The following is a 14,647-nucleotide window of genomic DNA, read 5'->3' on the forward strand; positions in this document are numbered from 1 at the left end:
TGGAAGTGTGGCCGAGCGGTTGAAGGCACCGGTCTTGAAAACCGGCGACCCGAAAGGGTTCCAGAGTTCGAATCTCTGCGCTTCCGCCAGATTAGATAAGCCCTGCGATAGCAATATCGCGGGGTTTTTTCTTTTGTCGTTTTACCTGTCCGATGACATTATGTCAGCCAACTAAAGACCCGATCTCAATAAATCAAACCCAGTAATCACAAGGAGATAATCCGATGACAATGTCATCAGCACCTGCATAAGCAGCGTAAATTTGCTAACCTCAAAGAGGTGATTCCTCACATCCGGATTAATGGAATAGATAAAATATGAGTGAAAATAACACCATCCCCCAGAAGTCTGAAAGCAAGATTAACAAAGCGGTATTCTATACATCTGCTTTGTTAATTTTCCTTCTCGTTGCTTTTGCAGCGATTTTTCCTGACGTAGCTGACAAAAATTTTAAACTGCTACAGCAGCAAATATTCACCAACGCCAGCTGGTTCTACATCCTGGCGGTCGCGCTGATCTTACTCAGCGTGACCTTCCTGGGGTTGTCGCGCTACGGCGATATCAAACTTGGCCCCGATCATGCCCAGCCCGATTTCAGCTATCACTCCTGGTTTGCCATGCTCTTTTCAGCGGGTATGGGGATCGGCCTGATGTTCTTCGGCGTGGCCGAGCCGGTTATGCACTATCTCTCTCCACCGGTAGGTACGCCCGAGACCGTCACCGCCGCGAAAGAGGCGATGCGGCTGACCTTCTTCCACTGGGGGCTTCATGCATGGGCTATCTACGCCATTGTGGCGCTAATCCTGGCCTTTTTCAGCTACCGGCACGGCCTGCCTCTGACGTTGCGCTCGGCGCTTTATCCCATTATTGGCGACAAAATTCATGGTCCGATAGGCCATGCCGTTGATATTTTTGCCGTTATCGGTACCGTTTTTGGGGTGGCGACCTCGCTGGGTTATGGCGTGCTGCAGGTGAACGCCGGGCTCAATCATCTCTTCGGGGTGCCCATCAACGAAACGGTGCAGGTTATCCTGATCGTGGTCATCACCGGGCTCGCGACAATTTCCGTGGTCTCCGGGCTAGACAAAGGCATTCGTATCCTGTCCGAGCTTAACCTGGGGCTGGCGTTACTGCTGCTGGCGCTGGTACTGTGCCTGGGGCCAACCGTGCTGCTGCTGAAATCCTTCGTGGAAAACACCGGCGGCTATCTCTCCGAGCTGGTGAGTAAGACGTTCAACCTTTACGCCTACGAGCCAAAATCCAGCAACTGGCTGGGTGGCTGGACACTGCTCTACTGGGGCTGGTGGCTCTCCTGGTCACCGTTTGTCGGGATGTTTATCGCCCGCGTCTCCCGCGGCAGAACCATCCGTGAATTCGTCACCGGCGTGCTCTTTGTTCCCGCGGGCTTCACGCTGATGTGGATGACCGTCTTCGGCAACAGCGCGATCAATCTCATCATGCGCGAGGGGGCAACCGATCTGGCGAATACGGTGCAGCAGGACGTTGCGCTGGCGCTCTTCAACTTCCTTGAGCACTTCCCGTTCTCGTCTGTGCTGTCGTTTATCGCCATGGCGATGGTCATCGTCTTCTTTGTCACCTCGGCCGACTCCGGGGCGATGGTGGTGGATACGCTGGCATCCGGCGGCGAGGCCAATACTCCCGTCTGGCAGCGCATTTTCTGGGCCGCGCTGATGGGCGTGGTGGCGATTGCGCTGCTGCTCGCGGGTGGGTTAAGCGCGCTGCAAACCGTCACCATCGCCAGCGCGTTACCGTTTTCCATCATCCTGCTGATTTCCATCTACGGGCTGCTCAAAGCGCTGCGTCGGGATTTAACCAAACGCGAGAGCCTGAGCATGGCGACGATTGCGCCGACCGCGGCCCGCAATCCTATTCCGTGGCAGCGTCGTTTACGCAACATTGCCTATCTGCCAAAACGATCGCTGGTGAAACGCTTTATGGACGAAGTCATCAAACCGGCGATGATCCTCGTGCAGGAGGAGTTGAGCAAGCAGGGCACGGTGAGCCGAATCAGCGATGCCTCCGACGATCGTATTCGTCTTGAGGTGGACTTAGGCAACGAACTGAACTTCCTCTATGAGGTGAGGCTGCGGGGCTATAACTCTCCGACCTTTGCCCTGTCGGCGATAGACAACGACGAACAGCAGGCGGAGCAACACCGATACTATCGTGCGGAAGTCTACCTCAAAGAAGGGGGACAGAATTACGACGTGATGAGCTGGAACCAGGAGCAGCTGATCAACGATATTCTCGACCAGTACGAAAAGCATCTGCACTTCCTGCATCTGGTTCGTTAACATCATTATGCCGCCTCCTCAGGCGGCATTTTTTATGCCCAACTACGCGGCTATGCCGTGTTTGCACGCCCCCTTTAAAATCCTTCTTCTATACTCAGTTACGTTTAGTGATCTATGCCGCTGTTTTTCTTACTGCCTGAGTTTTTCGCTATTGCCCATGCAAGTCGCAGCCGCATAAATCCACGAGCCTGAATTATTGGTTAATTTTGTTTTGATAGGGGGAGTTCCTGCTATGTTACATTCTCAATCCTCCCGCGCTGGCACGATATTGCTGCTGCTGGCTGCGGTCATTGGCGTCGCGGTGGCGTTATACGCCTGGCTGACGCCTCTTACCGGCGTTACCGATACCATCGGTGCGCTGGGCGTCGCCATTGCCAGCGCGGTACTGGCGGTACTGACCTTGATGTTACGTGCCGCATCTGGTCGTGGGGCGCGTATCTTTCTGGTTATCGTCACCCTCGTGGTACTCATTGGTATTGGGTTCGCCGCCGCGCTGCTGCACCAGTACATCATTACTGCAGCGATGGTGGTCGGCCTGATTGGTCTGATTATGCTGAGCAGCAAGCCCGTTCACCACAATACCCGCGTCAGAGCCTGAGGAGTCCCACCCGTGTATAACGATAAACACTACCCCTTTATGAAAGTCAGCATGACGGCGCTGGCGCTGCTGATCGCGCCACTCTCTGTGCAGGCGCAGGAGAAAGCCACTGAGGCCTCTCAGGGAACGCAAGAAGAGCTCAACGTGGATGCAGCGGATCAGCAGGCGCCGGGAACCACCAAAACCACCGATGAAGCCTCTACCGGGCAGAGTGAGGGACAAAAAGTGGCTTCGGCTGAGCAACCAGCGACCCCGCTGGTGCCCTCTGCCGCCACCTGGGACAGCTTCCACGGACAGCTTAACGCGCAGAAATACAGCCCGTTGACCCAGATCACGGCGGAGAACGTCGGTAAATTGACCAAAATCTGGGAGTTCCATACCGGCGATGTGTCGGATGGTAAAGGCGACACCCCTGCAACCGTCTGGTCAGCAACGCCCATTTTTGCTAACGAGACGCTCTATATCGGTACCCCTTTCGATCGCCTGATTGCGCTGGATCCAGGCACCGGGAAAGAGAAGTGGCACTACGACACGAAGTCTTCGCGTAAAGCGCTAACCCAGCCGGTGCTGAAAAACCGCGGCGTCTCCTACTGGCAGGCCAAAGAGCCGGTCGCCGGCGAAGCCTGCCAGAAGATCGTCTATATGGGCACCGTGGACGGCAAGCTCTTTGCGCTGGATGCCGATTCAGGCAAACCCTGCACCGGTTTTGCAGACAACGGCGTGCTGGATGTGAATCAGTGGAACACCGTTAACGCCAAATTCCCGCTCTCCATCCTGCAACCGCCAACGGTGGTGGGTAACCACCTGCTGGTGGGCTGGGCCGGCAAAGACTGGGCTTATGCCGAAGCACCTCCGGGCACCGTATTTTCTATCAATGCCCAGACCGGCGAGCGGGAATGGTCCTTCGAGGCGATCCCGGAAGAGATTCGCCAGCGCACCGGGACGGCCAACGTCTGGACGCACATGTCTGCCGACGAGGCCAACGGCCTGGTTTATCTGCCGGTCTCCTCTCCGTCGCCTAACTACTGGGGCGGTAACCGTGTAGATGCGATCCCGCTTGGCACCTCGACAACCGCGCTGGATATCAATACCGGTAAAGTGGTCTGGTCCCGCCAGTGGGTGCATCACGACGTGTGGGATTACGATATCAACTCCGCGCCAACGCTGATGGATATCACCGTAGACGGCAAGCAGATCCCGGCTCTGGTTCAGGCCACCAAGCAGGGCTTCCTGTTTGTGGTTAACCGTCTGACGGGGGAGGACGTCTGGCCTATCGAGGAGCGTCCGGTGCCGCAGGGCGACGGTTCAGTGCAGGGGGAAAAACTTTCGCCAACCCAGCCGTTCCCGACCAAACCTGCGCCGCTGCTCGATCAGTCGAAAAAGCCGGAGATCTGGAAGCTGGCCGATATGGTGGGTGCCGGTCAATGTTCCCGCCTGTGGGATAACCTGACCTATGAGGGGATGTACACACCGCCTACCGCCAAAGGCGAGGGGGCGCTGACCTATCCGGACAGCGCCGGTGGCGTGCAGTGGGGCGGGGTGGCGTTCGATCCGAATAAGCAGATCGCTATCGTCAACACCTCGCATATCGTGCAGTACGTGAAGCTCTACAGCCGCGAAGATTACGATAAAGCCGATAAAACCGCCGGTAACGAGAGCGGCTTTGCACCGCAGGAAGGCGCGCCTTACGGCATGCGTCTGCTGGTCGCCAATAACTGGCTGGGCATGCCGTGCTGGAAACCGCCGTTTGGTGAAATCGTCGCGCTGGATATGCATACGGGTGACGTGAAGTGGCGTCGTCCGGTTGGCGCCTCGCAGCAGTACGGCTTCTTTATGCCGGAAAGCTGGGGCTCCCCAACCATCGGCGGACCGGCTATCACCGCGGGTGGCGTGATCTTCATCGGTGCCTCTATGGATGCCAAAGTACGCGCTTATTCCGTGGAAAGCGGTGAAGAGCTATGGTCCGATCAGGTTGAAGCCCCGGCTGTGGCGAACCCGTCGGTCTATGAGTACAAAGGGCGTCAGTATGTGGCGTTTGTCGCGGGCGGGAATACGATCCTGAAGGATCAGGTAGGCGACCAGGTTGTGGTTTACGCCCTGCCTGAATAATTCCTCGACGCGCAATGTCATCATAATGGGGCCTGTGGGCCCCTTTTTATATTCACTGCTCGCTCAATCCGGGCACTGACTCGCCAGCCATTGTCCGACAATGGGCCATAATTTTTCCGCACAGCGCGTGCGGAAAAACCCCATATGTCCCACGCCGGGCAGGCCAAAATCCGCATGACGGATCTCCCGGCGGTCGATTTTTGCGTTTTTGACCGGTTCTATCAGGCGCGTAATGGCCTCAGGATTAGCCCACGGATCGTCATCAAACCCCATCATCATCAGAGGGAGCCTGACCTCAGCCGCTCTTCGACGCGCATCCCAGTCAGGATCGTCGTAGAAGTAACCCGGCATGGCGCTCCAGCGCCCCCACTGCCGCATGACAGGCGCCGGTAAATCTTCTCCCAGCCCGAGGCGTTTTGCCGGCATATAGCCAAATATACGGCAGAGGAGCGGACCGAGAACGCGCAGCAAGCACCAGACGCGCACTTTTTCCGCCGTCTGTTTTATGGAGCGGGTCACCCCGGCGTGGGATGCCACAATGACCGCAGCCTGAAGATGCCGGGTAGCCGTCGACAGCAGAACGGCGTGCCCACCCACGCTGTGCCCAACAGCCAGCAGGCTAAGATCGGGGAAACGTGACCTGGCCCAGGCCGTGATGCAGCCCACATCCTGTTCGATCCAGTCTGACATGGAGACATTGCAGCTGCGGAGCATCCCCGACGTTGAACGACCTGTACCCCGAAAGTCATAGGTCAGGACGCTGAATCCATACTCGTAAAGATACTCAGCAAAACGCTGATAAAATTCCTGCACAACCGCTGTCGCGGGGTGAAGGATAACCAGCGCGCGGGCATCTTCTCTCTCCCAAAGCGTGGCAGCGAGAGAGTCGCCTTCATTTAGCGGTATCATCATTGAATGCATAGGTAAACCTTGGTTGAGTGGTCATACCAGTTATGAATTAAAGACAATAGCCGCTTCTGATGAGTCTGGCGATTTTTTCTTGTCTGGAATTTGACGGTTGTCAGCAGAAGATGATGCGCGCGGGGTTGTACAAAAGGCGAACACATTCAATTTCCTGAATTTTTTGCTTTACATAACCTCCAGAGATGTTTATAGTGCGCCTCACTCTGGAAGCGTGGCCGAGCGGTTGAAGGCACCGGTCTTGAAAACCGGCGACCCGAAAGGGTTCTAGAGTTCGAATCTCTACGCTTCCGCCAAATTTAAAAACCCTGCGATAGCAATATCGCAGGGTTTTTTGCTTTTGTGCTTTTTCAGCAAAAGTTGACGTCTTCTGCGCAACTTATTTCCCTGGTTGAAGGTAAGCGCTGTCATAAATTTTATCGATACGTGATTTTGCCACTAACATCATTTTCATCGAAACATGATTGATCTAACATAAAATTATCTACTCTGCGGACGTGAGGCGAAGTGCTACATTGAATGATAAAAAGAAAAGCACCATCAAAGATGTCGCTGCTTTAGCCGAAGTATCAATCGGTGTTGTCTCCCGTGTATTGAATCCCGGAACCGGTTCAGTTTCCGAACGTACCCGGCAGCGGATTATCGCTGCCATGCAAACCCTAAGTTACACCCCGCAGAGCGCCGCGCGTGAACTCAAGACAAACCTGAACAATACCATCGGCTTGGTTGTGGCCGACATCAGTAACGACTTTTTCTCTGAAATTTCGGATCTCATTGTACGGCGCGCTCGCGAAATGGGGATGAACGTCATCCTGGTCACGACGCAGGAAGATCCCTTGCTTGAGCGGGAAAGCCTGGAAATGTTGATGCAAAAGCGGGTCAAAGCCATCATCGCAACGCCGACAAGCGCTAATAAGGATATGTGGCAATCGATCAGTAACATGGGGATAGCGATCGTGTTTATCGATCGCTATCTGGAGGATTTTACAGGCGCCAGTGTTATTGGGTTTAACAATGAAACCTCTGCTCGCCAGGCGACCTCTTATCTGGTCGAGCAAGGCCATCGGCGTATTGGGTGGATAAGTGGGCCCCTCAATACATCCACTTCTTTGCAAAGACTGGAAGGTTACAAGAAAGGTCTGCAGGCGCAGGGAATTGAATGTAATAAACAGCTTATCGCAGTGAAGAATTTTCGCGATCCACTCGCCAGCCAGTCGCTTGATGAATTGCTGTCGCTTGCAGATCCACCGACAGCAATCATTATTGGCAATACGTCAATCGCACCGGTCATCATGTCGCGGATCCGCGAGCTAAAATTGGCTGTGCCCGATGACCTTTCCGTCATCGTTTATCATGACAGTCACTGGAGTCGTCTACTGAGCCCGTCCATTAGCGTTATAAAACATCCCCTTGAAGAACTGGCCAGTAAAGCACTGTTGAGTTTATCCAGTGAACAGCAAAAACCCTGCGAACTGGATAGCATATTAGTTAAAAGAGAAAGTGTTTCCAGGATTAAATAGCCACATTATTTAAACGCTGAATTTGCTTAATAATGGCGCAATGATCCAGGTCACCCTCTCCGGCATCAATCATCTGGCTGAAGAGTTGATTCACTGTTTCTGTTAACGGTAGGGTCAAATTAAGCTGCTTCGCCAGTGCTACAGCACTACGCGTGTCTTTAAGCTGCCACTTTGCAGCGCCCCGAGCTTTAAAGTCCCCTTTAACCATGCGTTCGCCCTGGTGTTGCAACAATGTGGAATCTGCAAACCCGCCTAGTAGGGCTTCGCGCACTTTTTCTGGATCGGCACCGCCGCGTTGCGCGAGAGTAAAAGCTTCTGACAATAAACTTAAGGTTCCGGCGACAATAATCTGGTTTGCAAGTTTGGTGAGCTGACCGGCTCCAACTTCTCCGACATGCGTGACTTTCCCCAGGTGTGATAGCAAAGGACGAAGGCTATCAATGAGCTGCCTGTTTCCTCCCGCCATTAAGGATAATGAACCTTTCTCTGCGCCTGTTGTTCCGCCGGAAACAGGGAGATCGACATAGTGGGCCTGAACACTATGGGCCTTACGCGCTTGTTCAACCACAATGTCCGGCGACAGGGTACTCATCATGAGGATGATTGTATCTGGACCAATGTACTGAAGTGAGTCGTGATTGAATATCACCTCATCGCACGCTGTTGCATCACTTAACAAACAGATGATGAGCTCACTGTCAGCCAGTAACTGCGAAGCAGATTGTTCGATCTTTACGCCAGCGCTTGCCAGTTGCAGCGCTTTTTCTTGCGACCTGTTCCACACCGTGACCGAATATCCGGCAGCGACAAGTCGACGCGCCACTGGTTGTCCCATCAACCCCGTACCCAACAAGCCAATACGCATTTCGCTTTTCATTTGTCCTCCTGATATACCCGCAACAGTAGCCGTTGCGGGTATCACCCTGTTTATAATCCCGCAAGATTGACCATTTGCTTGCGCAATTCGACGATATCCAGATTGTTGTCAAAATGAACATCGGAGAAACGAATCGCCTTATCTTTTGCGACATCCTTCACCAGTCGGACATGATGGGCCAGCTCCATTGGCAAAAAATCTTGTGCCACACTGATGCTGGCTGGCAAGGCATTGGCCCAGACAGTAAACCCGCCTTCACCATCCAGCATCTCACCCGCTTTGAGATCGCGTTTTGCCGTTGCAACCGCATCGCCCCGGAAACTTAATGCTGTCCCGGTAGCTTCTCCTCGTAATACCGCGGAGAGAATACTGATGCTGGTTTCCAGACCAATCAGATGGAAAGGGCGCCACATCGACGCGTACCAGCCGCTTGGGTCGGTCAGTAATCCGTACTGTTTGAAACAGGCCCGGCTGTATTCATCCCGGGCTTTAAATGTCACGAAAACGCCGTAGCGGATATTGTTAAGCACCTCACGTCCGTCAGGCTCCTGACTGGCTGCGATATCCACAAGCCCACTGCGACCCAGGCGCCCGCCATCAGATGCCGGTGAGAAGACCCGCGCCAGGTCATGCACCCCGGCAGGGGGAAATTCCAGTCCGTTATCGGGACAGTCTAATCCGGTTGCGTTGGCGACAGCCGCCATCTCAATGGCCGCTTTAGTACCATCGGTAAACGAGTTGTACATTTTTGGGTTAAAGTCCCCGGCAGCAACTTCTTCGTCAGACCAGCCAAAGAATCCCCAGACGGTATCCGGTGTGGAGTAGCGGTATCGCGGTTCGTAATTCATCCCTTTACCTGCGGCAACGATTTCAAAGCCACAGGCTTTAGCCCAGTCAACCAGTTCACAAATGATCGCCGGTTGATCACCATAAGCCATGCTGTAAATCACCCCGTTCTGGCGCGCACGTTCCGCTATCAAAGGCCCGCACAACACGTCGGCTTCCACATTTACCATCACCACGTGTTTTCCATTTTCGACCGCATGGAGAGCGTGACGAGTGCCGGCCAGAGGATGTCCCGTCGCTTCAACTATGCAATGGATTTGCTCACACCGGATCAGCTGTTCTGCATCCTCAACGACGCAGGTTGTGCCTTCGCGTAAAGCTGCTTCGATGTTATGCGCCTGATACTGCGATTCTGGCCATCCCACACGCGCCAGGGCAGCACGGGCTTTCGGGACATCCAGGTCTGCAACGGCCACCACATGCAGCCCTTCCAGGTGTCGCAGTTGGGCAAGTACCATCGAACCAAATTTGCCGGCGCCGATAATGCCCACACGAACAGGCTGTGCTGAACCCGATTTTGCGGCACAGGCACGCTCAGCTAACAATGCTGCTAAGTTCATTTTCTTCTCCTTTAAGGGGGATGGATTAACGCCAGCCAGCAATCTGACGGCGATTTCTGCTCATGAGATAAATCAGCAACGGCGAGAACAAAACCAGGACAGCTAACAGATAGAGACCGCTCTGTGATTTACCGGAAATCGAGATAACGAGGCCAACCAGGAAGGGCCCGAAGAACCCACCAATATTGCCAATTGAGTTAATCAGTGCCATGCCACCGGCACAGCCTCGGCTGGTAAGAAAGGATGCTGGAAGGGTATAAAACGTCGGCACGCATGACAGCATACCCACCGTCGAAAGCGTTAACCCCACCATGGATATCACGGGTGAGTCGCTGATAGCGGCGACCACAAATCCGACAGAAAAGAGCAGCGATGGAAGAATAAAATGCCAGGTTCGCTCATTGGTTTTATCAGAGTGATTCGACCACCAACACATCACCACCGCGCCTGCGATATAGGGAATCGTACCCAGCATGCCGACAACAGTATCAGAGTAATCGAAGCGCTTGATAAACTGCGGCATCCAGAAACCGAGGCCTGTGAGACCAATGACGGTAAAGAAATAGGCCATCCCCAGCAGCCAGACTCGTCGGTCTTTGATCATTTCCCTGAAACCGGAGTGTCCGGCGGACAAGGTCGCCTGTTGGTCTTTTTCCATCAGGTCCTGATAAGCCTGACGCTCTTCGGGTTTAAGCCAGGACGCTTTGGACGGTTTATCGGTAAGATAAAGAAAAACCACAACGGATAAGATGACAGGCGGGCAGCCTTCAATTAAAAATAGCCACTGCCAACTCTCCAGCCCCCCAACATTATGGAAATTATCGAGAATATAACCCGAGATCGGATTGGCGATAATAGCAGCCAGCGGAACACCCAAATAGTAAATGGAGAAGACCTTAGCCAGCTCCCTTTTGGGAAACCAGGTTGTGAGATAGAAAACAATACCTGGCGCCAGTCCCGCCTCGGCCACGCCCAGTAAAAAGCGCAGGATACTAAGCGTCACCACGCCTTGTGCAAACGCCATCGCCATGGAAATAATGCCCCATGTGATCATGATTCGGGCTAACCAGAAGCGTGCACCGTATCGTTCCAGCAGCACATTGCTGGGAATTTCAAACAGAATATAACCGAAGGAGAATATCCCCACAGCAAATCCAAAATGTTCAGGCGTTAACCCCAGGGATTGATTCATGGTTAACGCGGCCATGCCGATATTTGAGCGATCTATAAACGCAAGCAGATACATCAGCAGTATCAGGGGCATCAGCCGAAATTTGGCTTTTTTTATCGCCCCCCTTGCCAGCGATGAAATTTCTGTTTGGCCTGGCTCAGGCGTAACACTCACACCGGCCAGCGTACTATCGAACTCTTCTACGTGTTTCATGATGTATCCCAGTAGCGTTTAACCCACTGAAAATCAAGGAAAATGCATGAATACCGCGACAGTTTTATGAAAAAGTAAAACGTTTTACTTTTTCAAGAGTTTTACGACTGATACAGAAACAGTCAAGAGATGCGCGGGGAAAGTTAATAAATTGTGACTAGGTTAACGAGTTGTAAATGATCATGCTTTCAGACGGGGAAGGATACCCGTGATGCCACGGGTATCCGAAACATCAGGACTTAAACAGGTTCTTCAGGGTGTGCGGCTGGCAACGAAGATACTGTTCCGGCGCATGGACCTGGGCGCCCAGCGCCGCTGCCGCATGCCATGGCCAGCGCGGGTTATAGAGTGCGCCGCGGGCGATGGCAATAAAATCAGCATCCCCGCTGGCTACGATGGATTCCGCATGCTCGGGCTCGGTAATTAATCCCACCGCCACCACCGGAATATTTACCGCAGCTTTCACCGCCCTTGCCAGCGGCACCTGATAGCCCGGATAGACCTCAATCTTCTGATCCGGATGCAGACCGCCGCTGGAGACATGGATCACGTCAACGCCACGCGCTTCCAGCATTCTGGAGAACTCGACCGCTTCTTCAAGGTTAAATCCGCCTTCCACCCAGTCCGTCCCGGAGATACGCACGCTGATGGCTCTCTCCGCCGGGAAGGCTTCCCGCACCGCGTCGACAATTTCCAGTGGGAACCGGGCTCTGTTTTCCAGCGAACCGCCGTAATTATCCGTGCGCTGATTAGAGAGCGGCGATAAAAACTGATGGAGCAGATAGCCGTGGGCGGCGTGGATCTGGATCAGATCGATATTCAGTCTGGCAGCACGTTTTGCGGCCTCAGCGAACTGGTTGCGGATTTCGGCTAAGCCCTCGCTGTCGAGAGCGGTTGGCGGGACATAGCCCTCGTTGTAAGGCACTGCAGAAGGGGCTAACGTCTGCCAGCCCCCTTGCTGGTCGGGTGGGATTTGCTGCCCCCGATGATCCCACGGCTTGTGCGTTGACGCTTTTCTGCCCGCGTGGGCCAGCTGGATGCCAACAGGAATATCTGACCACTTACGCAGGGTATCCAGCACCCGGCCCATCGCTTCCTCGGTTTTGTCATCGTAGAGCCCGACGTCAGCGTAGGTAATGCGGCCTTCCGGGGAGACGGCTGCCGCCTCAATGGTAAGCAGACCCGCACCGGAAAGGGCCAGTTGCCCCAGATGAAGGGTATGCCAGTCATTCATGCAGCCCTCTTCGGCAGAATACTGACACATGGGGGCGATCACGATGCGATTGTCGAGTTCAAGATTGCGGATACGTAACGGTGTAAACAGCTTGGGTTGAGACATACATGTCACTCCAGATTGCAGCGTTAGAAACAGGGGAGGGCGATTTTTACCCTTATATATTCATCAACATAACGCAGAGATAACGATAACTGAACCTGCCGTTTATGCAAAAGTCCGCTGCGTCAGACGCAACGCTTTAATGATTACGCTATTCACTTTGCGACGTTGCTGAAAGATGCGCCATCAGAAAATCGACAATCACTTTCACTTTTTTGCTGTTCCTGCGGGTGGGGTGTGCCGTGAGTATGTGGCGGGAGGCGCGATGCGCGCCGTGACATGGGCGGCTTTATTGTTGCTCCAGATAATGGCAGTAAAACATGGTGCGGGCTTTATTTAAAAACCTGTCCAGAGCATTTGAAATAAAACTTCAGTTGTCTGTATAGGTATTTTAAAGTAAACATTAATATTCGATTTTTGTTTATTGGTTCGTTATAAGATTTATCTTAATATTAGTTTCACTGCTAGTTTTCCTCATGGGTATAATTGCAAAGGTAGCCAATTTATAGGGCTGAATGTTATTTTTATGTGGCCATTTCTCACCATGATAGTGCAATAAAATACAAAAATATTAAGATTAATCAATGATATCAATGTTGACATGTCAACATTGCCGGGACGGCTAGTTTGCGCAGCAGATCCCCGGTTGTTTTTTAGGGTGACGGGAAATATTATTTTCTGTGCGTAGGTGTATTAAACGCATTTTATTATTTTATAAAGGGCGATTAATCAGGAGAGTAATGCATTCTGGTTAACCAGTAGCGGCATTCTGTTTAAAGGGAAACGCAGAAGGGATGAATATCATGACCGAAGGGCATCGGTCCACGTCATCATGAATAACAAGTAAAGTTGAGCGTAATAATGAAAGATCAAATTCGCGTAGCTGCAATTCTGGCGGGCGCGCTGGCCTCTGGTGCCGCATTTTCTAATAATATGACCACGAATCCGGGTGCTGCCGCGGGTACGCAAAACACCGGCGGGATCGTGGAGTTCAGCGGTGAAATCGTCGACGCCTCCTGCAATATCACTACCAAAAGCAAAGACGTGCAGGTTGACCTGGGGAAATGGGGCGCAAGCTATTTCACCGCAGCAGGCACCGAAACGACTAAAACCCCTTTCAAAATTGAGGTAGATAACTGTCCGGCATCGGTGACGACGGTTGCCGTGCTGTTCGATGGTCAAAAAGATGCCCTTGATGCCACCCTGCTGGCGGTGGCCGGTGGAGCGAAAGGTGTGGGTATTAAATTGTATAACAACGGCGCTTCCAGCTCTCAGGTTGCCCTGGGGACGGTTTCAGCGAGCGTTCCGGTAGCCTCCGGTAAAGCCACGGTGCCCTTTTTTGCCGACTACGTCTCCACGGAGAAGACCGTCACCCCGGGTGCGGCTAATGGCGTTGCAAACTTCCTGATGGTTTATAACTGATCCCCGCATGAGCAGGCCCTGCGCCTGTTCATTTTCTTTTTTGTCCAATGGTATCTGCACGATGAAACAGCTTCTTGCCGCTGTGATGACCGCTTTTCTTCTGGTCTGCGCCACCGCTCAGGCCGGGGTAGTGATGGGCGGAACCCGCGTGATCTATGAGGAAGGGAAACGCGAAGCCACCATTACGGTGACGAACATGGATACCCGTGTTCCCTACCTGGTGCAGTCGTGGGTTGAAAACCAGGCCGCAGACGATAAACGCCCGGTGCCTTTTGTGGTTACGCCGCCGCTCTTTCGCCTCGATCCTGAGCAGGAGAACGTCCTGCGGATCAGCTTCACCGGGGGCGCATTGCCTACAGACCGGGAGTCAGTGTACTGGCTGTGCGTGAAAAACATCGCCCCGACGCAAAAAGCGGCGTCCAACAAGCTCCAGATCAACGTGAAATCGAAGTTCAAGCTCTTCTGGCGGCCAAAAGGGCTGGGCGAGGCCAAAGACGCCTGGCAGAAGCTGACCTTTACCCGGCAGGGTAACCGGCTGGTGGCCCATAACCCGACGCCGTTTTATGTCTCCCTCTACAGCCTGACGGTCGGCGGAAAAGCGATCCCCGAACCGGGCATGATCGCGCCTAAGAGCAGCCAGATATGGACGGGGGTCGGCACCGGGCAGGTGACGTGGCGCGCCATTAACGACTCTGGCGGTATCACTGACGCCGCGCAGCAGTAACCGGGGGCGAGGGTGAAAACGAACACTTCACGCCG

Annotated in this window: 11 protein-coding genes and 2 tRNA genes; 8 read left to right on the forward strand and 5 right to left on the reverse strand. The window is 53.5% G+C overall.

What is annotated here, in order from left to right; genetic code table 11:
- The first annotated feature begins 1 nt into the window (after position 1).
- The 4 genes from GNG29_RS08020 to GNG29_RS08035 all read left to right on the forward strand — a co-directional run bounded on the left by GNG29_RS08020 (position 2) and on the right by GNG29_RS08035 (position 5,022).
- Positions 2-89 (forward strand) — tRNA-Ser (locus GNG29_RS08020).
- A 228-nt stretch (positions 90-317) separates the two neighbouring features.
- Positions 318-2,315: a choline BCCT transporter BetT gene (locus tag GNG29_RS08025; protein WP_103178972.1), complete on the forward strand. Its 1,998-nt coding sequence runs from the start codon at positions 318-320 to the stop codon at positions 2,313-2,315.
- Between the two features lie 232 nt (positions 2,316-2,547).
- Positions 2,548-2,913, forward strand: coding sequence for a hypothetical protein (locus GNG29_RS08030; RefSeq protein ID WP_103178973.1), 366 nt, complete (start codon positions 2,548-2,550; stop codon positions 2,911-2,913).
- A gap of 12 nt (positions 2,914-2,925) precedes the next feature.
- Entirely contained in the window at positions 2,926-5,022 is a 2,097-nt protein-coding gene (locus GNG29_RS08035; RefSeq protein WP_103178974.1) for a pyrroloquinoline quinone-dependent dehydrogenase, read from the forward strand.
- Between the two features lie 63 nt (positions 5,023-5,085).
- Here GNG29_RS08035 and GNG29_RS08040 read toward each other — a convergent pair whose 3' ends face one another.
- Positions 5,086-5,943 (reverse strand): alpha/beta fold hydrolase, encoded by an 858-nt coding sequence (locus GNG29_RS08040; RefSeq protein ID WP_156654234.1) that lies wholly within the window; start codon positions 5,941-5,943, stop codon positions 5,086-5,088.
- A gap of 208 nt (positions 5,944-6,151) precedes the next feature.
- Between GNG29_RS08040 and GNG29_RS08045 the strand changes: the two genes are divergently transcribed.
- Together GNG29_RS08045 and GNG29_RS08050 are read left to right on the forward strand one after the other, a co-directional pair.
- A tRNA-Ser gene (locus GNG29_RS08045) sits at positions 6,152-6,239 on the forward strand.
- A gap of 219 nt (positions 6,240-6,458) precedes the next feature.
- Complete coding sequence (locus tag GNG29_RS08050; protein WP_156654235.1) at positions 6,459-7,463, forward strand: substrate-binding domain-containing protein; 1,005 nt, start codon at positions 6,459-6,461, stop codon at positions 7,461-7,463.
- On the opposite strand, the gene GNG29_RS08055 is transcribed toward GNG29_RS08050, so the two are convergent.
- The 4 genes from GNG29_RS08055 to GNG29_RS08070 all read right to left on the reverse strand — a co-directional run bounded on the left by GNG29_RS08055 (position 7,456) and on the right by GNG29_RS08070 (position 12,469).
- Positions 7,456-8,340, reverse strand: a complete 885-nt coding sequence (locus tag GNG29_RS08055) for an NAD(P)-dependent oxidoreductase (RefSeq protein ID WP_103178976.1) — start codon at positions 8,338-8,340, stop codon at positions 7,456-7,458. The two genes, GNG29_RS08050 and GNG29_RS08055, sit on opposite strands and share 8 nt — an antisense overlap.
- 50 nt (positions 8,341-8,390) lie before the next feature.
- Complete coding sequence (locus GNG29_RS08060; protein WP_156654236.1) at positions 8,391-9,746, reverse strand: NAD(P)H-dependent oxidoreductase; 1,356 nt, start codon at positions 9,744-9,746, stop codon at positions 8,391-8,393.
- Between the two features lie 25 nt (positions 9,747-9,771).
- Complete coding sequence (locus tag GNG29_RS08065) at positions 9,772-11,130, reverse strand: MFS transporter (RefSeq protein ID WP_103178978.1); 1,359 nt, start codon at positions 11,128-11,130, stop codon at positions 9,772-9,774.
- A 232-nt stretch (positions 11,131-11,362) separates the two neighbouring features.
- Positions 11,363-12,469, reverse strand: coding sequence for an NADH:flavin oxidoreductase/NADH oxidase (locus GNG29_RS08070; protein ID WP_103178979.1), 1,107 nt, complete (start codon positions 12,467-12,469; stop codon positions 11,363-11,365).
- An 858-nt stretch (positions 12,470-13,327) separates the two neighbouring features.
- Between GNG29_RS08070 and GNG29_RS08075 the strand changes: the two genes are divergently transcribed.
- On the forward strand, positions 13,328-13,888 hold the full coding sequence (locus GNG29_RS08075; RefSeq protein WP_103178980.1) for a fimbrial protein: 561 nt from the start codon (positions 13,328-13,330) through the stop codon (positions 13,886-13,888).
- Between the two features lie 61 nt (positions 13,889-13,949).
- Positions 13,950-14,612, forward strand: coding sequence for a molecular chaperone (locus tag GNG29_RS08080; protein WP_103178981.1), 663 nt, complete (start codon positions 13,950-13,952; stop codon positions 14,610-14,612).
- Positions 14,613-14,647 lie beyond the last annotated feature (35 nt).

It is taken from the genome of Leclercia sp. Colony189, from assembly GCF_009740165.1.
Taxonomy (GTDB): Bacteria; Pseudomonadota; Gammaproteobacteria; order Enterobacterales; family Enterobacteriaceae; genus Enterobacter.